The sequence below is a fragment of the Rhodoferax sp. genome (assembly GCF_023700745.1).
Classification (GTDB): Bacteria; Pseudomonadota; Gammaproteobacteria; order Burkholderiales; family Burkholderiaceae_C; genus Rhodoferax.
Window position 1 is genome coordinate 338,071 of the sequence record NZ_JAMPYG010000002.1, and the last position, 21,408, is coordinate 359,478.

The window sequence follows — 21,408 nt, forward strand, 5'->3', positions numbered from 1 at the left end:
CATGCGGGACTCACGATGAAGACACCGAAACACTGATATTCTTGTATCAGCTTACTTCTTAAGCAGCGCACACTTGGATTCAGCCGGTGAGGTGAAGGCCTGATCGCCAGGAATCTTGGCGATCGTTTTGTAGTAGTCCCAGGGGGTGGTCGACTCTTTGGGAGACTTGACCTGGTACAGGTACATGTCGTGAATCATGCGTCCGTCAGCGCGGATCTGACCTTTGTTGTAAAAATCGTCGATCTTCATGCCCTTCAGGGTCGACATGACCTTGTCTGCATCTGTCGTACCGGCAGTCTGCACGGCTTTCAGGTAATTGGCCGCAGCTGAATAATCGGCAGCCTGAACACTGGACGGCATGCGCTTGTATTTCTCGAAGAAGCGCTTGGCAAACTTGCGGGAAGCATCGTCCTGGTTCCAGTACCAGCTGTCGGCCACTTGCAGCCCTTCGGTGTTGACCAGGCCGAGACTGTGAATTTCGTTGATGAACACCAGCAGGCCGATGGGCTTCATGGTCTTGAGAATGCCAAATTCCTTGGCCGACTTCATCGCGTTGCTGAAGTCACCGCCGGCATTGGCCAGGCCCAGAACCTGGGCTTTGGACGACTGCGCCTGCAGCAGGAAGGATGAGAAGTCAGAGGCATTGAGCGGATGCCGCACGGCACCCACCACCGTGCCACCGTTGGCCTTCACGATGGTGGACGCGTCTGCTTCCAGCGAATGGCCAAAAGCATAGTCGGCGGTCAGGAAAAACCAGCTTTTCCCGCCTGCCTTGACCAGGGCGGAGGCGCCCACCTTGGCCAGGGCCACGGTGTCATAGGCGTAATGCACGGTATAGGGGGAACAGGCTTCGTTGGTCAGACGCGCCGAGCCGGCGCCAATTGAAAAGAAGGGACGCTTTTTTTCCTCTGCCAACTTGGCCATGGCCAGCGACGTGCCCGAGTTGGTGCCGCCAATCAACATCGACAGGCCCTCCTTGTCAATCCACTCGCGGGCTTTGGAACTCGCCACATCAGCCTTGTTCTGATGGTCGGCCGTCAGCACTTCAATCGGACGGTTCAATACCTTGCCGCCGAAATCCTGGGCCGCCCACTTGACCATTTCGCCGCCGGCAGGACCGTCAAGGTCGGCGTACACGCTGGACATGTCGGTGATGAAACCGATCTTCACCGGGTCGGTGTTCTGGGCCGATGCGGCCGCAGCAAAGCCGATGGCCAGTGCGGTAACAAGCGTCTTGAGTTTCATAAGGTCTCCTGAGGGTTAAGTTGTTGTTGCGAAGCGGGGAAAATTCTTGGGGCGGCAGGCCAGGCGTCAAACGCCCAGGTACTCCTGCAGCATACCCATGTTCTGGCTCAACTCGGCTTGGGCAAACTGTTTGACGATGCTGCCGTGCTCCATGACATAAAAACGATCGGCCAACGGCGCTGCAAAGCGGAAGTTCTGCTCCACCAGCACGATGGTGTAGCCCTTGCTTTTCAGCGTGACAATCATTTCGGCCAGCTTTTGCACGATCACCGGGGCCAGCCCTTCCGAGATTTCATCCAGCAACAGCAGGCGCGCGCCAGTGCGCAGAATGCGCGCCACGGCCAGCATCTGCTGCTCACCGCCGGACAAGCGGGTGCCAGGGCTGGCTGCGCGCTCCTCCAGGTTGGGGAACATCGCATAGATTTCAGCGATGCTCATACCGCCAGATGCCAGGGTGGGCGGCAACATCAAATTTTCTTCTGCCGTCAAGCTGGCAAAAATGCCACGCTCTTCCGGGCAGTAACCGACCCCTTGATGCGCCACCTTGTGCGGCGCCATGTGGATGGTCTCAACGCCGTTGATCTTGATGGCACCCTTGCGGCTGCCGGTCAGACCCACGATGGCGCGCAGGGTGGTGGTGCGTCCGGCGCCATTGCGCCCCAGCAGCGTCACCACTTCGCCTTCGTTGACGGTCAGGTTGACGCCATGCAGGATGTGTGACTCGCCGTACCAGGCGTGCAGGTTTTCAATACGAAGTAATTCCTTCTTCATCAGTGAGCACCCTGCAATTCTCTGTCGACCGTTCCCATGTAGGCTTCAATCACCAGCGGGTTTCTTGACACCTCGGCATAGGGGCCATCCGCAATGATGGCGCCGCGTTGCAGCACCGTGATGCGGTCGGCTATTTTCGACACCACATTCATGTTGTGCTCCACCATCAGGATGGTGCGCCCGGCCGACACTTGTTTGATCAGTTGCGTGACCCGGTCCACGTCTTCGTGGCCCATGCCTTGCGTGGGCTCATCCAGCAGCATCAACTCCGGCTCCAGCGCCAGCGTCGTGGCCAGCTCCAGCGCACGCTTGCGGCCATAGGGCAAATTGACGGTCATTTCATCGGCGAAGTCCTGCAGGTCAACATCGGCCAGCAATTGGCGGGCTCGCTCGTGCAGCGGCAGCAAGGTGCTTTCTGCTTTCCAGAAATGGAACGAAGTGCCCAGGTTGCGCTGCAAGGCGGCGCGCACGTTTTCCAGTACCGTCATGTGCGGGAACACCGCTGAAATCTGGAACGAGCGCACGATCCCGCGGCGTGCGGTTTGTGCCGGTTTTTCCAATGTGATGTCGGTGTCATTGAACAGGATGCTGCCCGAGGTTGGCTGCAAGAATTTGGTCAACAGGTTGAAGAAAGTGGTTTTGCCTGCCCCGTTCGGGCCTATCAGCGCATGAATGTGGCCGCGGCGAACCTTCAGGTCCACCTGGTTGACCGCCACAAAGCCCTTGAATTCTTTGGTCAAACCACGGGTCTCAAGAATAAACTCCACGGACAAATTGCGCTCCATCTGACTGTTTGGGGTTGACCGGCATCGAGGCCAGCAACGTGAAATGGCATGCTAACGGCTTGCGCTTCGACTCGATAGCGGGTAATCACTTAAGTAGTTTCACCATCTGCTCAATGTACATCCAGCGTATAAGCCACCATCGCGAAAGCAATCAGCAACGTGTGTCATGTGCGCCCAAGGGTGGCTGTCCATAACCACCATTCATACTGTTTATATATTTCGTTAATAAATTTTTTATGAAAATAAAATTCATAAAAAATAAATTAAGAAATTAATAGCAATTTATCTATGATTTTTGATTAAATATTTCTCTACAGCACTTGTACCATTGGCAAACTTACTTCTGGAGCAGTCTATGTGTGGCATTGTTGGCGCCGTATCCGATCAAAACATCGTCCCTGTGCTGGTGCAGGGCTTGGCCCGACTGGAATACCGGGGTTATGACTCCTGTGGCGTCGCGGTGTACGCCAATGGCTTGCAGCGCGCACGCAGCACGGCGCGCGTCTCGGAGCTGATGGCGCAAATCAACACCACCCATCTGCAAGGCACCACCGGCATTGCCCACACGCGCTGGGCCACCCACGGCGCACCCGCCGTGCACAACGCGCACCCCCACTTCAGCCACGGGCCAGGCATTGACGCAGTCAACCGGCCAGGGCGCATTGCACTGGTGCACAACGGCATCATCGAGAACCATGACGAACTGCGTGCCGCCTTGCAGGCCAAGGGCTACGTGTTCCAGAGTCAGACCGACACCGAGGTCATCGCCCACCTGATCGACAGCCTGTACGACGGCGATCTGTTTGAAGCCGTCAAAACTGCACTGGCATCGCTCCGGGGGGCCTATGCCATTGCCGTGTTCTGCAAGGACGAGCCGCATCGCCTGATTGGCGCCCGCGCCGGTTCACCGCTGATCCTGGGCATCGGGGCCGACGCACAAGCACATTACCTGGCCAGCGATGCCATGGCCCTGGCCGGCGTCACCAGCCAGATCGTTTACCTCGAAGAAGGGGACGTGGCCGACATCCAGCTGGGCAAGTACTGGCTGGTGGACAAAACCTTCAAGCCCCTGACCCAGGCCCAGCGTCCGGTCAAAACGGTGCATGCGCACAGCGGCGCGGCCGAGCTGGGCCCCTACCGCCACTACATGCAAAAGGAAATTTTCGAGCAGCCACGCGCCATTGCCGACACCCTGGAGGGCATCACCAGCATCATGCCGGAGCTGTTTGACGGCGCGAGTACCAGCGCGGCCCGGGTCTTCAAGGACATCGACTCGGTGCTGATCCTGGCCTGCGGCACCAGCTATTACAGCGGCTGTACCGCCAAGTACTGGCTGGAAAGCATCGCCAAGATCCCGACCCAGGTCGAAGTGGCCAGTGAATACCGCTACCGCGACTCGGTGCCCAATCCGCGCACGCTCATTGTCACGATCACCCAGTCGGGCGAAACCGCCGACACACTGGCCGCGCTGCGCCACGCGCAGAGCCAGGGCATGACGCACACCCTGACCATTTGCAACGTAGCCACCAGCGCCATGGTGCGCGAATGCGAACTGGCCTATATCACCCGCGCCGGCGTGGAAATTGGCGTGGCCTCCACCAAGGCCTTTACCGCCCAGTTGGCCGGCCTGTTTTTGCTGACGCTGGCGCTGGCACAAGCGCGCGGTTTGCTCAGCGAAGCCGAGGAAGCGCGCCACCTCAAGGCCATGCGCCACCTGCCCGCCGCGCTGCAGGCCGTGCTGGCACTGGAACCTCAAGTCATCGCCTGGGCACAGGACTTTGCCAAGATGGAAAACGCATTGTTCCTGGGTCGCGGCCTGCATTACCCGATAGCCCTTGAAGGCGCTCTCAAACTCAAGGAAATCAGCTACATCCACGCCGAGGCCTACCCCGCCGGCGAGCTCAAGCACGGCCCGCTGGCACTGGTCACCAGCGCCATGCCGGTGGTCACCGTGGCACCCAACGACGCGCTGCTGGAAAAACTCAAAAGCAACATGCACGAGGTGCGCGCCCGTGGCGGCGTGCTGTATGTGCTGGCCGACGCCGATTCGCACATTGCCAGCGGCGAAGGCCTGCATGTGATCCGCATGCCCGAGCACTACGGCGAACTCTCGCCCATGCTGCACGTGGTGCCGCTGCAATTGCTGGCCTACCACACCGCCTGCGCACGCGGCACCGATGTGGATAAACCACGTAATCTGGCGAAGTCCGTCACAGTGGAGTAGTTCAGTTAGTGAGTAATTTTGACGGATGACTTCAAAATGATATAGATTTGAGTCACAGCAGGAACAAGCGATTGGTATATCAAACTTCGGCGAAGAGCTTGGAGACATCGACTTGATCTGCACGGGCGGCAATTAGCCTGATTTTTCGAGCTTTCCGTTAATGTTAAAAATCGGGGCCTTCGACGGACTTTATTGACTCACTTCATTTGACAACAGGCATCATTTCAAGATTCCTACAGAGGCATCAACCCTGCCATGAAATATTACCTTTCCTCATTCCTCAAGGAATGGACAAGCCTCGTGCTGCTCATCATGACGCTGGGCGGTTGCGCCATCAAGCCTTCAGCGCCTCCTGCTTCGCCCGTCTTGCCGACTCCTACACCCACCTTGAAACTGGAAAAACACCATGTCGAATTAGGCGCGGGTGTCAGCGTCGATTACCAGATAGAGCGCAAGATCTCGTCGATCAATGGCATCAGTTGCTACGCCTTCATCACAGGAACGCTCAACAATGATTCAAATCAGGTTTTAAGTCGGCAAACGGTTATCGACTTCAATTTTTTCAGTGGCGGCAAACAGTCGTTCCGTGACCTGACCCATCCCGTCAGCAATGCCTATCCCGGCAGCCGCCCCATGTTTGAAATGGTGGTTTCACCCGTGCATAGGGAAGGATGTGTCAACTATGACCGAATCGAGGTTGCGGTGCGAAAAGTCGTCGTGAATTGAAGGGACGGAATCACTTGACGACCAGCACCGGCACCGTGGACAACTGCACCACCTTGGTGGTGACCGAGCCCATGAACAGGCCCACCACACTGCCAAAGCCATGGGCGCCCATGACGATCAGGCTGCATCCTTTGTCCTTGGCCACCTCGACGAGGGTCGGGGCGGCCTCCCCGATCATGATGTGGGCTGAATAGGCCAGGCCGGCTGCGTCAAGTTTTTGCCTGGCTTGCGCCAGCGCCGCTTCGCCCGTTTCGCGATGGAAATCTGCAACCACTTTTTCGTCAATGAAGCGGGTGATGTCGCTTGAGAGCGGTGCCTGCACATTGACCAGAAAAAGTTTGGGCCTGTTCACCCGGCTGACGGCCTCGGTGATCACATAGTCAATGGTCTTGAGAGAGGGTTCGGAGCCGTCGAGGGCGATCAGCCAGGCTGTGTTCATTGCGGTGTTCCTCAGTTTTTCGGGTTGGAGGACTCGGAAGACAGTTCCAGTGCCTTGCCGGGTTTGCTGCGACTGCCCAGCCATTTGCCGACGATCACCACCAGCAGCGCTCCTATGCTTGAGAAAACATAATTGGGGTACGGGATGCCTGCCATCAGCGCGGTCGGCATGGCCGGGTCGGTCCGCAGCATGCCGCCGGCAATCCAGCCCAGCAGCGCCGCACCGAGCGTGATCACCACGGGGAAGCGGTCCATCAGGGTCAGTACCAGCTTGCTGCCCCAGACCACGATCGGGATGGACACCAGGATACCGAAGGTGACCAGCACCATCGAGCCGTGCGAGGCGCCGGCAACGGCAATGACGTTGTCCAGACTCATCACGGCGTCGGCCACGACAATGGTCTTGATGGCCGCCATCAGCGTGGTGCCACCGTCGATATTGCCATGTTCGTCGTCATGCTCGGGCAGCAGCAGCTTGATGCCGATCCATAGCAGCAGCAGCGCACCAACGATCTTGAGGTAGGGCAGCGCCAGCAGTTGCAGGGCAAAGAAAATCATCACCACGCGCAGGCCGATGGCGCCCACCACGCCCCAGAAGATACCCTTCTTGCGCTGCTCGGGTGGCAGTTTGCGGCAGGCCAGGGCAATGACCACGGCGTTGTCGCCACCGAGCATGATGTCGATGGCGATGATCTGGAGCACGGCGATCCAGAACAGGGAGGAGCTGATGTCAGGCATGGTGAAGATCGTATTTCAAAACCCGATGTTACTCAATCTTTCACAGCTGCCTCGACGTACTTTGGCGTGATGGTGGCCATCCAGCATGGCGTCAGGGCGGGGACCGCCCGGTCAAGGGTGATTCTTGCTTCTTTGCGCCTTGAGCACCATCGGGGTATGGCGCAAATTGCGCAGTGCGTTATCCAGCTGATGGATATCACGCACGGTAATGATGAATTTCATATCGATGGCACCTTGCGGAGACTCGTCGGCCATGTTGACCTGGGTGATGTCAACCTCCGCGACAGCCAGGGCAGCAGCCACCTTGGCGAGCACGCCTTTGCCATTATTGACCGTGACCACAATGCCGGTCTCAAAGGCGCGCACGGGTTCATCAGACCACTCCACCGCAATGAAGCGCTCACTGTCCTTGTTTTTGAGCTTGACGGCGACCTGGCAATCCCGGTCATGAATGGTCAGACCCTCACCCCGGCCCAGGTAACCAACAATGGCATCGCCTGGAATGGGACGACAGCAGGCGGCAAAGCGCACCGAGGTGTTCTCGCTGCCGTCAATGGCCACACTGCCCTGAGCCAGCGAGTCGCCAGCGGTATAACGCTCACGCGTGAGCAACAGGGGATCGGGTTTTTGACCGACATCCGACAACAACTTGGCAAGGCGCTTGGCCACAATGCTGGCAATACGCCGGCCCAGGCCAATTTCGACCAACAAGTCAGAACGGGTGCGATTACCGCTGAAGCGCAATAACTTGTCCCAGACATCCGCCGTCGGGCCCTGCTCGCCGGGCAGGTGCTCAATGCCTTCGGCACGCAACGCTTGCGCCAGCATTTTTTCCCCCAGGTTTTGGGAGTCGTCCTGTGCCAGCGTGCGCAGATGCTGGCGGATTTTGGAACGTGCCCGCGCTGTGCGCACAAAACCCAGCCAGGCCGGATTGGGGTAAGAGCCTTCTGCGGTGATGATTTCGATCACATCCCCGTTTTGCAGTTCCGTGCGCAGCGGCACCTGCTCATTGTTGACTTTGGCCGCGACGGCATGATCGCCCACGTTGCTGTGAATGGCATAGGCGAAATCAACCACGGTGGCACCACGCGGCATCGCCATGATGCGGCTTTTCGGGGTAAAGACATACACCGCATCAGGAAACAGGTCCACCTTGACATGCTCCCAGAACTCGGCAGCGTCGTGGGTTTCATCGCCAATATCAAGCAGTGACTGAAGCCATTTCGAGCCCAGCCGGTCAGGGTTGGCATTGGCCTCGTTGGGACTTTCCTTGTACAGCCAGTGCGCGGCAACACCGGTTTCAGCCACCAGATGCATGGCTTCGGTGCGCAGCTGAAACTCGACATTGATGCCGGACGGCCCCACCAGGGTGGTGTGCAGGGACTGGTAGCCGTTGATCTTGCTGATCGCAATATGGTCCTTGAACTTGCCAGGCACTGGTTTGTAGAGTTGGTGCAACAACCCAAGTGCGGTGTAGCAATCAATCAGTCCCGGCACAATGACCCGGAAACCATAGATGTCGGTGACTTGGGCAAAGCTCAGGTTTTTTTCTGTCATCTTGTGATAGATGGAATACAGGGTCTTTTCCCGGCCCGCGATTCGGGCAGCCATGCCATGACGGGCAAACATGGCCTCCAGGTCGGCCTGTACTTTCTGAATCAGATCCCGACGTCGCCCCCGGGCCTTGGCCACCGCCTTGCTCAAAATAGCGTAGCGCCAGGGTCGCAGGTAGCGAAACGACAGGTCCTGCAATTCCCGATAGGTTTGATTGAGCCCGAGCCGGTGGGCGATCGGCGCATACACCTCGAGTGTTTCCGCGGCAATTCGTCCCCACTTGGCGCGTGGGGCGTCAGACAGGGTGCGCATGTTGTGGGTGCGATCAGCCAGCTTGATCAAAATCACACGCACATCACGCGCCATGGCCAGCAGCATTTTGCGAAATGACTCGGCCTGATTTTCTTCGCGTGTGTTGAATTGCAGTTTTTCGAGCTTGGTGAGGCCGTCCACCAACTCGGCCACCGGCGAGCCAAAATGCTCGATCAGATCGGGCTTGGTGACGTCGCAGTCTTCCAGGGAATCGTGCAACAGGGCCGCCATCAGGGCCTGGGCGTCCAGTTTCCATTCGGCACATTGCGCCGCCACCGCAATCGGGTGGGTAATGTAAGGCTCACCGCTGTTGCGCAACTGCCCCAGGTGAGCTTCGTCTGAAAACCGGTAGGCCGACCTGACACTGGCCAGGTCGCTGGCACTGAGGTAATCGAGCTTGCTGGTCAGGCGCGCAAAACTGGCCGCCGCCGCATTCGACTCGGCAGCGCTCAACACCTTGGGCAGGGGCGCACCATGGGTGGAATCTGACGGAGTCTTGTTGATGGCGGCGCACATGCCATGAATATAGCGCGCCGGATGCGGATTTGGACAGCACCAACAAAAAAGCACCGCAAGCGGTGCCTTTTTATAGGAGTGAGGAAAGCGTGCTTTACAAAGGTACTTTTTTCAGCATTTCGATGCCGACCTTGCCGGCTGCGATTTCACGCAGGGCCGTCACGCCAGGCTTGTTCTTGCTCTCGACCTTGGCGGTGTGGCCATGGCTGAGCATGCGAGCGCGGTAAGATGCCGCCAACACCAGCTGAAAACGGTTGGGAATCTGCAAAAGGCAGTCTTCGACAGTGATACGGGCCATGAATTCTCCTAAACCAGGTGGGTGTGCACTAGGCGATATGCAGTGCTTTAAAGGTGTCTGCTCTGGCACGGCGCTGCGCCAGATACTTGAGTCGCTGTGCATGCACAATGGATTTCAGATCAAACACGGCGCGATCAAATAACTCGTTGATTATAACGAAGTCGAATTGCGACACCTGCGCCATCTCGGCGGCGGCATTTTCGAGCCGGGTGTCAATCACTTCAGGCGCGTCTTCGCCACGGCGCTCCAGGCGCGATCTCAGCTCGTCCCAACTGGGCGGCAAAATGAAAATCGTGACGGCGTTGGCAAAAATCTTCTTGATCTGCAGGGCCCCCTGGTAGTCAATTTCCAGAATCACATCCGAGCCTTGCGCAATGCGCTCCTCGATGGCTTTTTTCGACGTACCGTAGCGATGGTTGTGCACATGCGCCCACTCGACAAATGCATTGCCCTGCACCATCGCATCGAACTCGGGCTCGGAAACAAAAAAGTATTCGCGGCCGTGCTTTTCCTGGCCGCGCGGCGCGCGCGTGGTGTGCGACACCGAAGGCCGCACCAGTGCATCCAGTTCCAGCAATGCATTCACCAGACTGGACTTGCCAGCGCCGCTCGGAGCGGCCACAACAAACAAATTTCCGGGGTAGTCGATCACAACGGGGCTCTTATCAAAAACGACAATGGGGCTTATTCTATGTTTTGTACCTGCTCGCGCATCTGCTCGATCAGCACCTTCATATCTACCGAAATATGCGTGAGCTCCAGTGCGGCCGATTTGGAGCCGAGCGTGTTGGCTTCGCGGTGCAGTTCCTGAATCAGAAAATCGAGCCGTTTGCCAGCTTCGCCGCCTTTGGCCAGCAGCCGGTCGAGTTCATCGAGGTGAGAGTTCAGCCGTGTCAGCTCTTCAGCAACATCGATGCGGATGGCGAATGCAGTCGCTTCAGCGAGCGCCCGATCCTGCGCGGCTTCGGGCAAGGCGCCCTCGACCAGGCCCAAGGCATCACGCCAACGGTCCAGAAAACGCTGTCGTTGTTGCGCCACCAATTGCGGCACCAACGGTCCGGCCTGCGCCGCCAGACTGCGCAATTGCGCCATGCGGTCCTGCAGCATCAGCACCAGCCGGGCGCCTTCGCGCTCTCGCGCTGCCAGCAGCGACTGCAGCACCTGCTCGGCCAGGGCCAGCAGGTCGGCCTGCCAATCGTGTTCGCTCACCGTGGCGCCCGCCGTCAGGCGAAGCACATCAGCCACGCTCAAGGGGTTGGCTTGTGGCAACCAGGTTTTGACGCTTTCCTGGACTGTGTTGAGTCGCTGTAGCAGTCGTAACGACGGCTCGGCAACCAGGTTGGTACCGCTGCTTTCCAGCGCGGCGCGCACCTCGACCTTGCCGCGCTTAAGGCGGCGTACCAGCAACTCGCGCAAAGCGGGCTCAAAGCTGCGCAACTCTTCCGACAACTTGAATGTCAGATCCAGATACCGGCTGTTGACCGAGCGGATTTCAAGACCCAGACGGGTGGCTGACGACGTTGTACTTTCGGCCGTGGGCGGGGTGGCGGCACTGCTGTGCTGGCCGCTGGCATAAGCTGTCATGCTGTAAACTGGCATATCAATCATCTGTGGTGTTAGGTGGTCTCAAGAATAACATCCGGTTCCAGCAAAAACCGAACCCTGCCTCATTGACGACATGTCCAAATCCAAACCATTCCCGCTACCGCCTGGCACCCTGATTGGTGGCTACCGGGTGGTGCGCCGGCTTGCCGCAGGTGGATTTGGCGTGGTTTACCTGGCGGCCGGCGCAGATCAACAAATGGTTGCCATCAAGGAATACCTGCCGCCTTCGCTGGTCACCCGCGAACCAGGTTTGCTGGCACCGCAAATAGCTCCAGACAAGCTGTCGCTGTATCGGCTGGGCCTGAAAAGTTTCTTTGAAGAGGGACGCTCACTGGCGCAGATTTCCCACCCTTCAGTGGTCAGCGTGCTGAATTTTTTCAGGGAAAACGAAACCGTTTACCTGGTGACAGAATTTCTCGAAGGTGCCAGCCTGCAGGACTTCATTGTGGTGGCACGGGATCTCAAAAACGACAAGGTCTTTCGCGAATCCACGATTCGCTCGCTGTTTGATGAAATCCTGCGCGGCCTGCGCATTGTCCACCAGCACAAAATGCTGCATCTGGACATCAAGCCCGCCAATATATTCATTACCGACGACAACCGGTCCGTGTTGATCGACTTTGGCGCGGCACGCGAAGTCCTGTCCAAAGAAGGCAACTTCATTCGCCCCATGTACACCCCGGGCTTTGCGGCCCCCGAAATGTACCGGCGCGACACCACCATGGGGCCCTGGACCGACATTTACGCCATTGGCGCCTGCATGTTTGCCTGCATGCACGGCTTTCCTCCCAGCGAAGCGCCACAACGCGTGACCGAAGACAAGGCCGCGCAGACCCTGAAACGTTTCCGTGGTATTTATTCAGACGATCTGGTAGAGATCGTGCAATGGTGCATGGCACTGGACCCCCTGGAACGGCCACAGTCTGTGTTTGCCCTGCAAAAGGAATTGAACCGCGCAGGTGCCCGCCGCTATACCCAGCTCACAGTGGGTGACAAGGTCAAGCAGCAACTCGGCAGCATGCTCGAAAGCACCAAAAAAAATGTTCTTAAATCGACAGACGTCGGTAAAAAAACCTGATGCGATTTTCAGTTTTCCAGGTCAGTCGCCAGGGCGGGAGAAAGAACAACGAGGACCGCATGGGTTACAGCTACACCAGCGACTGTGTGGTGTTGATGCTGGCAGATGGCATGGGCGGGCACCCCGCGGGAGAAGTGGCTGCGCGCCTGGCCATGGAAACAGTGGCCCGTCTGTTTCAAAAATTGGCACAACCCAGCCTGGACGACCTGGCTCATTTCCTGGAGCTGGCCATGATGGCGGCGCATAACCAAATCCTGAACTACGCCGCAGAACATGCCATGCCGGACGCGCCGCGCACGACCCTCGTGATGGCGGTGATCCAGTCGGGCCAGGTGCGCTGGGCCCATTGTGGCGACTCGCGGCTCTATCTGGTGCGACAACAACAACTGCTGACCCGTACCCAGGACCATTCTTTTGCCGAACGGAGCCGTCGCCCGCACGGCACGACAAGCGCAGCGCCCATGGATACCAACCGCAACGTGCTGTTTACCTGCCTGGGTTCTCCCGTCAGGCCGGTCTTCAGCGTGACCCAACCACTGGACTTGCGGCAGGACGACACCCTCATGCTTTGCTCCGATGGCTTGTGGGCAAGCCTGCCCGAGCAGGACATCGTGACTGAACTGGGTCGAAACCCGGTGGAAATCTCGGTTCCGGCGCTGGTTGAGAAGGCGCTGCAACAGGCTGGAGATCACAGCGACAACGTGACCTGTCTTGCCCTCAACTGGCTGACACCCGACACGTCAACATCAACCCAATGAAACACTGACATGACCGAATTTTCAAGAGCAGGGGCGCGCCCCGCCAACGCCCTGCGACCGATCAGCCTCACCCGCCACTACACCCGACATGCCGAAGGCTCGGTACTGGTGGAATTTGGCCACACCAAGGTGCTGTGCAATGCCTCGGTGCTCGACAAGGTGCCGCCCCACCAAAAAGGCTCCGGCCAGGGCTGGGTCACCGCCGAATACGGCATGCTGCCGCGCGCCACCCACAGCCGCAGCGACCGCGAGGCCGCACGCGGCAAGCAGAGCGGGCGCACCCAGGAAATCCAGCGCCTGATTGGCCGCTCCCTGCGCTCGGTGTTTGACCTGGCACTGCTGGGCGAGCGCACCCTGCACCTGGATTGTGACGTCATCCAGGCCGACGGTGGCACCCGTACCGCGGCCATCACCGGCGCCTTTGTGGCGGCGCAAGACGCCGTCAACGGCCTGTTGTCGCAAGGCAAACTGCGCCTCTCCCCCGTTCGCGACCATGTGGCCGCCATCTCGGTCGGCATCGTGCAAGGCACGCCGCTGCTCGACCTGGAATACACCGAAGACTCGGCCTGCGACACCGACATGAACGTGGTCATGACCGGATCCGGCCACTATGTAGAGGTCCAGGGCACGGCCGAAGGTGCCGCCTTCAGCCGCATGGAAATGGATGCGCTGCTGGCGTTGGCCGACCAGGGCATCCGTGAACTGGTACAAATTCAACGCACCGCTCTCGCCCGCCCATCACCTGTATGAAAATCGTTCTGGCCTCCAACAACGCCGGCAAACTGGCCGAATTGCACGCCATGTTTGCGCCGCTGGGTTTTGAGCTGATATCACAAGGCAGCCTGGGCATTCCGGAAGCGCCCGAGCCGTTTCACACCTTCATTGAGAACGCGCTGACCAAGGCACGCCATGCCGCCCGCCACAGCGGCCTGCCCGCCGTGGCCGACGATGCCGGCCTGTGTGTCGACGCCTTTGGCGGCCTGCCGGGCGTGCAAACCGCTTTTTATGCAACCCAATTCGGCTACCCCAAGAGCGACAACAACAACGTGCGCGCGTTGCTGGAGCAAATGCAGGGCATCACTAACCGGCGCGCAGCGATGGTCAGCACGCTGGTGGCGCTGCGCTCGGCCGACGACCCGGAACCCCTGGTGGCGGTAGGCCGCGTGGTGGGCGAAATTGCCCCTGAGCCCATGGGTAGCAATGGCTTTGGCTTTGACCCGGTGATGTTTATCCCCGAGTTTGGCAAAACCTTTGCCCAACTGCCGGTCGAAATCAAAAACGCCCACAGCCACAGAGGACGCGCTGCGGCGGCGATGGTGGCTTTGATGCGTGAGCGCTGGTTGTGAAAGGCCAAACGCCAGAAACCTGTGCAACCAAACCCGCGAGGCAGGCCCTTTGGGCGGCTTCCTCATACTGGGGTACCAGAAATCGTCAGCCCCCCAAAGGGCCTACCTCGCTAGATGCTCGATCAGAAACATCGGTCGCCATTTGTTATTTTGGCTGCTGGACTCCAAAAGGCTTTTGCAAGCGCTCCGCCCTGTCAGAGCAGCAGCCCGATGGGGTGATCGCCGATTTCTGGTACCCCAGTATGAGGCGGTCGCCCCATCGGGCTGCTGCGCGGCACGCACGCCAAACACCCTGAACCCTACCATCTTGAAGCGACCCCATGATCCCGATCCAGCCTGAAAACTCATCACAAGAACTGGCAACCAGACCGCGCGACATCCAGCACTACATGCGCCCCGGCACGCTGCAACTGGGCAGCTTGCCGCCCTTGTCACTGTATGTGCACCTGCCCTGGTGCCTCAAAAAATGCCCCTATTGCGACTTCAACTCGCATGAAATGCGCGCCACCGATCTGCCCGAACAAGCCTACATCGACGCGCTGATGGCCGACCTCGAAGCCGCGCTGCCGCTCATTTGGGGCCGCAGCGTGCAAACCGTCTTCATGGGCGGCGGCACACCGAGCCTGTTTTCGCCGCAAGCCATCGACCAGCTGCTGGCCGGCATCCGGGCCCGGGTCCGGTTGGCGGCCAACGCCGAAATCACGCTCGAAGCCAATCCCGGCACCTTCGAGAAAGACCGCTTCAAGGCTTACCGGGCCGCCGGCGTCACCCGCCTGTCGGTGGGCGTGCAGAGCTTCAACGACGATTTTTTGCGCGCACTGGGCCGGGTCCATGACCGCGACCAGGCCATCGCGGCGGTCGAAGAAGCAGCGCAAACCTTTGACACCTTCAACCTCGACCTGATGTACGCCCTGCCCGGCCAGACGCTCGCGCAGTTGCGCGCCGATGTCAGCACCGCGCTGGCGCTGGCACCCCGGCACCTGTCGATCTACCACCTCACCATCGAGCCCAACACCTACTTTGCCAAGTTCCCACCGCCCGCCGTGGAGGACGATCTGGCCGCCGACATGCTCGACCTGATCACCGACCTGACCGGGGCGGCTGGCCTGCAGCGCTACGAGGTTTCGGCCTACGCCCTGCCCGGCCACGCCAGCGTGCACAACCTGAACTACTGGCAGTTTGGCGACTACCTGGGCATCGGCGCCGGAGCCCACAGCAAACTCAGCTTTGCGCACCGGGTGGTGCGCCAGGTGCGCGCGCGCAACCCCGCGCTTTACATGAGCCAGGCACTGGCTGGGCAGTGCGTGGTGCAGGACAGCGACGTCAAGCGGTCCGAATTGCCGTTCGAGTTCATGCTCAACGCGCTGCGGCTGGCGGGTGGGTTCGAGTTGCCCCTGTTTGCCGAGCGCACCGGCATGCCGCTGTCGGCGTTGCAAACCGGCTTGCAGCAGGCGCAAACGCAAGGATTGCTCACCGTGGACGGCAACCACGTCCAGCCCAGTACGCGCGGCTTTGATTTTTTGAACGACCTGCAAGCGCTGTTTTTGCCCGCTACGCGCTAAGCCAGCGCCTGCTTATTCAGGCTTGCGGCAGGCCTTGAGCAGCGTAATGCCACCGTCGGAAATCATCCAGTCGGCCATGGACTGGCAGCGGCCCTGCACACACACCACGTAATCGGGCGTGAACTCCGAACGGGTCAGACGCAGCTCGGGCGGGGTCTGGATTGCCGGCACGTAGTGGTACCAGCCCTGGCGCAACACGGCACCAGACGGTGGCTCCATGCCGGCGGCGGAGCCGCGAACCCGGGCTTGCACAGCGTGCAGCACCGCCTGCGCACCCGCTGCATCAAGCTGCACCACATAGTCTTCTTCCCAGCGCACTTTTTCAATCGAATGGGTCCAGGCCAGCGTGAATTCGGTCACGGGCACAAACACCATCGAGCCGCCCTGCAACCCAGCCACCAGGCTCAGGCAGATACCCAGTGAGACCATGGATCAGACAGCCAAGGGCTCAGTGGGCACGGCTGCGCCAGACGTGCCAGGCAACAAAAATGGCGATCAGACCCAGGCCCAGCTCATCAGTCAAGGGAAAGGCCACCACCAGCAGGCTGGCCGACGCTATGGCCACCGCGCGCTCCACCAGGTTGAGCCGCGTGATCAAAAAGCCGATGGCCCCAGCGCCCCACATGGCAATTGCCACCAGTGCCTTGAAGACGATCCAGGTCGTGTCGAGCCAGTCGCCAGTCTGCAGCATCAGCGCCGGGCTGTAGACCGCCATGAAAGGCACGATGAAGCCCGCAATAGCCACCCGCAGTGCCTGGATACTGATCTTCAACCCACTGGTGCCGGCAATCGGTGCCGCCGCAAACGCGGCCAGCGCCACCGGAGGCGTCAGGTCGGCCATGATGCCGAAGTAAAAAACGAACATGTGCGAAACCAGCAGTGGCACGCCCAGCTTGAGCAGCACCGGCGCGGCCAGCGAGCTGGTGATGATGTAGTTGGGAATGGTGGGAATGCCCATGCCCAACACCAGGCAGATCAGCATGGTCAGCAGCAGCGCCAGAAACAGGCTTTCCTCGCCCACGGCAATGATGCGCCCACCGAGCTCGGCGGCCACCCCGGTCAGGTTGATCATGCCGATGATGACGCCCACCAGCGCGCAGGCAATCGCTACCGGCAGCGCATGGCGGGCACCATCGACCATGGCCTGGATGGCCAGCTTGCGTGCGTCGTCGCCCACGCGCCGGATCAGTGTCAAGGCCACCAGCAGCGCCACCAGGACAAAAAAGGTGCCCACGCCAAACTGGAAGAAACCGGCACAAGCCAGCCCCAGCAGCGCCCAGAACAGACCGCGCAAGGCCAGCGACGAGACACCGGTCATGACGGCGGCGCCAAAAATGAGCACCACCGTGAGCGCCAGACCCACGGTGCCGGAAAACAGCGGCGTGTAGCCCGAGAACAGCAACACCACCAGGCCCACCAGCGGCAACAGCAGGTACCAGCGCAGGCGCACTGCCGTCCAGGGGTTGGGGCACTGGTCTTTGGGCAGTCCGTTGAGCCCCTTGCGACCCGCTTCGAGGTGCACCATCCAGAAGGCCGTGACAAAGTACAAAATGGCCGGAATCAGCGCCGCCTTGACGATCGCCACGTAAGGCACGTTGATGGTTTCGGCCATGATGAAGGCCACCGCCCCCATCACCGGCGGCATGATCTGGCCGCCCATGCTCGACGTGGCCTCGACGCCACCGGCAAAGGCCGGGCTGTAGCCAAAACGCTTCATCAACGGAATAGTGAACTGGCCGGTGGTAACCACATTGGCCACACCCGAGCCGTTGATGGTGCCCATCAGGCCCGACGAGATCACCGACACCTTGGCTGGTCCGCCGCGGGTGTGACCGACCATGCCCATGGCGAAGTCGTTGAACAGGTTGATCATGCCGGCCTGCTCCAGAAAAGCGCCGAACAGAATGAACAGGAAAATGTAGCTCGACGACACATAGGTGGGCGTGCCGTAAATGCCCTCGGTACCGAAACCGAGCGTGCTGATGATCTGGTCGACACCAAAGCCGCGATGCGCCAGGTTGCCGGGCAGGTACTGGCCAAACAGGCCATAAAGAAGAAAAATGCCGCAAATGATGGGAAGCCCCCAACCCATGACGCGCCGGGCCGCTTCAAACACCAGGGCCACCGTGACCACCCCAATCACCCAATCCAGGGGAATGAGTTCACCGGCACGCTGGGTCAGATCGGCCTCGAACAGCCAGTGGTACAAGCTGAAGACAAAACCGGTAAGGCCCAGCAACCAACCCAGGATGCGCCCCTTGGCAGCATGGCGCTCACTGTACTCAAAGGGCGGGAAAAGCGCATAGATCAGCAACACCACAAAGCCCACATGCACCGCGCGCACCACCTGGCTCGACAGCGGACTGAACGCGGCGGTGATGAGCTGAAAACTGGAAAACAGCAAGGCCACCCAGAAAATGGCCAGGCTCATGGTCCTGATTTGAGGTTCGTGGTCGTGACTCATGGGCATCTCGCGGAAATTGAAACAAAAACGGCCCCAGCAGTGGGGCCGCAACCGTCAGGACAGGCACTTACTTGATCAGGCCCACTTCCTTGTAGTACCTGGCCGCACCAGGGTGCAGCGGCACTGGCATGCCCTTGATGGCATTCTCGCGCTTGATGGCCTTGGCCGCATTGTGGGCCGCATACAGGGTGTCGATGTTGTCGTACATGGCCTTGGCCATCTGGTAGGCCAGCTCATCGGACACGCCCGAATGGGTCACCAGAAAGTTGGGGATGGCGGCAGTGGCGACGTCAGCAGTCTGGCCGGCGTAGGTGTTGGCCGGAATGATGGCTGGCTGGTAGGCCGCGTCACCCACCTTGGCCACCACGTCAGCGGGCACCGGCACCACCACAATCTTGATCGCAGTGGCGAGGTCGCGGATCGAGGCCACGCCCAGACCCGCGGATTGCAGGGTGGCGTCGAGCTGACGGTTTTTCATGAGTTCGACCGACTCGCCAAAAGGCAGGTACTCGACCTTGCCGAGGTCAGCATAGGAAAGGCCGGCGGCTTTCAGAATGGCGCGGGCATTGAGCTCGGTGCCCGATTTGGCCGCGCCCACGGAAATGCGCTTGCCCTTGAGGTCGGCCACGGTCTTGATGCCGGAGTCGGCATTGGCCACGATCTGGATGTAGTTGTTGTAGGTGGCCGACAGGCCGCGCAGCTTGTCCAGCTTGGTCTTGAAGCCCGCTTCTTCATCACCCTTCCAGGCGTCCGACACCGAGTCAGCCAGCGCCAGCGCCAACTCACCGCGGCCAGCTTGCAGCAGGTTGAGGTTTTCCGCTGAGGCTTTGGTGACCTGCGCCGTCGAGCGGACGTTGGGGATGGCCTTGGCGTAGATTTGCGACAGCGCCACGCCCAGCGGGTAATACACGCCGCTTTGGCCGCCGGTGAGCACATTGATGAACTGTTGCTGCTGTGCCAACGCAGCGCTGCTGACGAGGGCTGCGCCCAGACTCAAGGTGATGGCAATTTTTTTGATCAGTCGCATGGGATTCAATCTCCGGTAATTGAGCTGTGGATGAATGTTCAGTGTGTGCTTATTATTGGCGAATTCGCTCACCATGTGTGCTGGTGTTTTCCCCCGGTAAGCTGGATTATTTTGTTGGCCTGGGATACGGCACACCCGTTGGCCAAATCAAGTACGATTCCAGACCTGGACGACAGCTTGATTGCCGCTTCGCGGAGTTACCGCCACCCTCAGCCCACCATCCTCAGGAGACCTGCCATGCACGCCACTGCCCTGTCAACCTTCCGGTTACCGAAGAACACCTGCATTCCGCAAGCCCAGCCTAAGGTGCAAGGCACGGTGACTGAGCAATCGCCCGGCATTGAGGTGATGACCGACCTGGCCAGCATGAAGGCGGCCACGATTGATCCGCACACGTCGCTGGACAGGGCCGAGCAGGCCATGATCCACCAAGGCGTACGCTCGCTCTTTGTCGTGAGCAATTTTCCCTGTGTGGATGGTCTCATCACGTTCGCCGACCTGGGTGGCGAAAAGCCGATGCAGCAGATCAACGACCGCCATCTCAGGCGTCAGGACCTGTCTGTGGCCGACGTCATGACGGCGCTTTCAGCGCTGGATGCGCTCGACTACGATGAATTGAAATCAAGCACCGTGGGCCAGGTGATTGCCACCTTCAAAAAACTCAAACACAGCCATTTGCTGGTGGTGCAAGCAGCCACTGTGCAAGGCCCGGCCCGCATTCGCGGCGTCATCTCCCTCACCCAGTTGGAGCGGCAGTTGGGCCGGCCGCTGCCGGAGGCGATGCCACAACCCTAACACCCCATGACAACACAACATCAAATCACCGACACCCAGACCCTGGGTTGGCAGGCCAAGCAGGCTTCTGCGCTCATGGCAAAAGCACCCGCAGCGACCAGAAATGCCGCGCTGCGCAGCCTCGCCAAACTGCTGCGCGCCAATGTGGACACGCTACAAACCGACAACGCCAGGGACCTGGAACGCGCTGTGTCCGCAGGCCTGGCAGCGCCCATGGTGGACCGGCTCAAACTGACCCCCCAGGTGATCGAAACCTGCGCCCAGGGCTGCGAGCAGCTGGCCGCCATGGCCGACATCATTGGCGAAATCACCGCACTACGCCAGCAGCCCAGCGGCATCCGCGTGGGACAAATGCGCGTACCCATCGGCGTTTTTGGCATGATCTTCGAGAGCCGCCCCAACGTCACCATCGAGGCTGCCAGCCTGAGCATCAAAAGCGGCAACGCCTGCATCTTGCGCGGCGGCTCGGAGGCCATCGACTCCAACCGGGCACTGGCCCGGCTGGTGCAGCAAGCCTTGACCGAGAACGGCCTGCCTGCCAACGCCGTGCAACTGGTGCAAACCACCGACCGCGCCGTGGTGGGGGAACTCATCACCATGCCACAGTATGTGGATGTGATCATTCCGCGCGGCGGCAAGGGGTTGATTGAGCGCATCAGCCGCGACGCCAAAGTGCCGGTCATCAAGCACCTCGACGGTAATTGCCACACCTATGTCGATGACCCCTGCGACCTGGCCATGGCCGTCACCGTGGCCGACAACGCCAAGACCAGCAAATACAGCCCGTGCAATGCCACCGAGAGTCTGCTGGTGGCACGCGGCGTGGCCGCAGCATTTTTGCCGTTGATCGGCGCCATTTATGCGGCCAAGGGCGTCGAGATGCGCTGCGACCCCGAGGCGCTGGCACTGCTGCAGGCCGGCCCGCAAGCCATGGCCCTGCAGCCCGCTTCAGAGGCCGATTGGTATGAGGAGTACCTGGCGCCCATCATCAGCATCAAGGTCGTGGCCGGCGTCGATGAAGCCATTGCCCACATCAACCAGTACTCCAGCCACCACACCGATGCCATCCTGACGCGTGACCACATGCACGCGCAACAGTTCCTGCGCGAAGTCGATTCGGCCAGTGTGATGGTCAACACCAGCACCCGCTTTGCCGATGGTTTTGA

The 21,408-nt window shown here is 59.9% G+C and carries 21 protein-coding genes; 9 read left to right on the plus strand and 12 right to left on the minus strand.

Features of this window, described 5'->3' with window-relative positions; genetic code table 11:
• Nucleotides 1–51: 51 nt before the first annotated feature.
• The 3 genes from NDJ10_RS03710 to NDJ10_RS03720 all read right to left on the minus strand — a co-directional run bounded on the left by NDJ10_RS03710 (nucleotide 52) and on the right by NDJ10_RS03720 (nucleotide 2,789).
• Nucleotides 52–1,245, minus strand: coding sequence for an ABC transporter substrate-binding protein (locus NDJ10_RS03710; RefSeq protein ID WP_296159779.1), 1,194 nt, complete (start codon nucleotides 1,243–1,245; stop codon nucleotides 52–54).
• A 66-nt stretch (nucleotides 1,246–1,311) separates the two neighbouring features.
• Nucleotides 1,312–2,016, minus strand: coding sequence for an ABC transporter ATP-binding protein (locus NDJ10_RS03715; protein WP_296159780.1), 705 nt, complete (start codon nucleotides 2,014–2,016; stop codon nucleotides 1,312–1,314).
• On the minus strand, nucleotides 2,016–2,789 hold the full coding sequence (locus NDJ10_RS03720; protein ID WP_296159823.1) for an ABC transporter ATP-binding protein: 774 nt from the start codon (nucleotides 2,787–2,789) through the stop codon (nucleotides 2,016–2,018). Before NDJ10_RS03720 ends, NDJ10_RS03715 begins: the two co-directional genes overlap by 1 nt.
• Before the next feature lie 367 nt (nucleotides 2,790–3,156).
• Here NDJ10_RS03720 and glmS point away from each other — a divergent pair, with 367 nt between their 5' ends.
• Together glmS and NDJ10_RS03730 are read left to right on the plus strand one after the other, a co-directional pair.
• A complete protein-coding gene (gene glmS, locus NDJ10_RS03725; protein WP_296159781.1) occupies nucleotides 3,157–5,025 on the plus strand; it encodes a glutamine--fructose-6-phosphate transaminase (isomerizing) in 1,869 nt (622 codons plus the stop codon).
• Nucleotides 5,026–5,280: 255 nt separating this feature from the next.
• Nucleotides 5,281–5,751: a hypothetical protein gene (locus tag NDJ10_RS03730; protein WP_296159782.1), complete on the plus strand. Its 471-nt coding sequence runs from the start codon at nucleotides 5,281–5,283 to the stop codon at nucleotides 5,749–5,751.
• A 10-nt stretch (nucleotides 5,752–5,761) separates the two neighbouring features.
• Here NDJ10_RS03730 and NDJ10_RS03735 read toward each other — a convergent pair whose 3' ends face one another.
• The 6 genes from NDJ10_RS03735 to NDJ10_RS03760 form a co-directional block, all read right to left on the minus strand.
• On the minus strand, nucleotides 5,762–6,190 hold the full coding sequence (locus NDJ10_RS03735; RefSeq protein WP_296159783.1) for a universal stress protein: 429 nt from the start codon (nucleotides 6,188–6,190) through the stop codon (nucleotides 5,762–5,764).
• Between the two features lie 11 nt (nucleotides 6,191–6,201).
• A complete protein-coding gene (locus NDJ10_RS03740) occupies nucleotides 6,202–6,927 on the minus strand; it encodes a TerC family protein (protein ID WP_296159784.1) in 726 nt (241 codons plus the stop codon).
• A gap of 111 nt (nucleotides 6,928–7,038) precedes the next feature.
• On the minus strand, nucleotides 7,039–9,309 hold the full coding sequence (locus tag NDJ10_RS03745; protein WP_296159785.1) for a bifunctional (p)ppGpp synthetase/guanosine-3',5'-bis(diphosphate) 3'-pyrophosphohydrolase: 2,271 nt from the start codon (nucleotides 9,307–9,309) through the stop codon (nucleotides 7,039–7,041).
• Nucleotides 9,310–9,403: 94 nt separating this feature from the next.
• Nucleotides 9,404–9,607, minus strand: coding sequence for a DNA-directed RNA polymerase subunit omega (gene rpoZ, locus NDJ10_RS03750; protein WP_296159786.1), 204 nt, complete (start codon nucleotides 9,605–9,607; stop codon nucleotides 9,404–9,406).
• Nucleotides 9,608–9,635: 28 nt separating this feature from the next.
• Nucleotides 9,636–10,256 (minus strand): guanylate kinase, encoded by a 621-nt coding sequence (gmk, locus tag NDJ10_RS03755; RefSeq protein ID WP_296159824.1) that lies wholly within the window; start codon nucleotides 10,254–10,256, stop codon nucleotides 9,636–9,638.
• A gap of 35 nt (nucleotides 10,257–10,291) precedes the next feature.
• Complete coding sequence (locus NDJ10_RS03760; RefSeq protein WP_296159788.1) at nucleotides 10,292–11,206, minus strand: YicC/YloC family endoribonuclease; 915 nt, start codon at nucleotides 11,204–11,206, stop codon at nucleotides 10,292–10,294.
• 79 nt (nucleotides 11,207–11,285) lie between these two features.
• Here NDJ10_RS03760 and NDJ10_RS03765 point away from each other — a divergent pair, with 79 nt between their 5' ends.
• From NDJ10_RS03765 to hemW, 5 genes are all read left to right on the plus strand, one after another.
• On the plus strand, nucleotides 11,286–12,290 hold the full coding sequence (locus NDJ10_RS03765; RefSeq protein ID WP_296159789.1) for a serine/threonine-protein kinase: 1,005 nt from the start codon (nucleotides 11,286–11,288) through the stop codon (nucleotides 12,288–12,290).
• On the plus strand, nucleotides 12,290–13,048 hold the full coding sequence (locus tag NDJ10_RS03770; protein ID WP_296159790.1) for a PP2C family serine/threonine-protein phosphatase: 759 nt from the start codon (nucleotides 12,290–12,292) through the stop codon (nucleotides 13,046–13,048). The genes NDJ10_RS03765 and NDJ10_RS03770 overlap by 1 nt, the downstream gene beginning before the upstream one ends.
• A gap of 9 nt (nucleotides 13,049–13,057) precedes the next feature.
• Nucleotides 13,058–13,798 (plus strand): ribonuclease PH, encoded by a 741-nt coding sequence (rph, locus tag NDJ10_RS03775; protein ID WP_296159791.1) that lies wholly within the window; start codon nucleotides 13,058–13,060, stop codon nucleotides 13,796–13,798.
• A complete protein-coding gene (gene rdgB / locus NDJ10_RS03780; protein ID WP_296159792.1) occupies nucleotides 13,795–14,394 on the plus strand; it encodes an RdgB/HAM1 family non-canonical purine NTP pyrophosphatase in 600 nt (199 codons plus the stop codon). The genes rph and rdgB overlap by 4 nt, the downstream gene beginning before the upstream one ends.
• A 320-nt stretch (nucleotides 14,395–14,714) precedes the next feature.
• On the plus strand, nucleotides 14,715–15,956 hold the full coding sequence (gene hemW / locus NDJ10_RS03785) for a radical SAM family heme chaperone HemW (protein ID WP_296159793.1): 1,242 nt from the start codon (nucleotides 14,715–14,717) through the stop codon (nucleotides 15,954–15,956).
• Between the two features lie 12 nt (nucleotides 15,957–15,968).
• Here hemW and NDJ10_RS03790 read toward each other — a convergent pair whose 3' ends face one another.
• The 3 genes from NDJ10_RS03790 to NDJ10_RS03800 form a co-directional block, all read right to left on the minus strand.
• Nucleotides 15,969–16,385: a DUF1850 domain-containing protein gene (locus NDJ10_RS03790; RefSeq protein WP_296159794.1), complete on the minus strand. Its 417-nt coding sequence runs from the start codon at nucleotides 16,383–16,385 to the stop codon at nucleotides 15,969–15,971.
• A 19-nt stretch (nucleotides 16,386–16,404) separates the two neighbouring features.
• Nucleotides 16,405–18,420, minus strand: coding sequence for a TRAP transporter permease (locus NDJ10_RS03795; protein ID WP_296159796.1), 2,016 nt, complete (start codon nucleotides 18,418–18,420; stop codon nucleotides 16,405–16,407).
• 67 nt (nucleotides 18,421–18,487) lie between these two features.
• Complete coding sequence (locus NDJ10_RS03800) at nucleotides 18,488–19,447, minus strand: TAXI family TRAP transporter solute-binding subunit (protein WP_296159797.1); 960 nt, start codon at nucleotides 19,445–19,447, stop codon at nucleotides 18,488–18,490.
• Between the two features lie 237 nt (nucleotides 19,448–19,684).
• On the opposite strand from NDJ10_RS03800, the gene NDJ10_RS03805 reads away from it, so the two are divergent.
• Both NDJ10_RS03805 and NDJ10_RS03810 read left to right on the plus strand, forming a co-directional pair.
• Nucleotides 19,685–20,242, plus strand: a complete 558-nt coding sequence (locus NDJ10_RS03805) for a CBS domain-containing protein (protein ID WP_296159798.1) — start codon at nucleotides 19,685–19,687, stop codon at nucleotides 20,240–20,242.
• A gap of 6 nt (nucleotides 20,243–20,248) precedes the next feature.
• The coding region (locus tag NDJ10_RS03810; RefSeq protein ID WP_296159799.1) for a glutamate-5-semialdehyde dehydrogenase at nucleotides 20,249–21,408 on the plus strand (1,160 nt) is incomplete at its 3' end.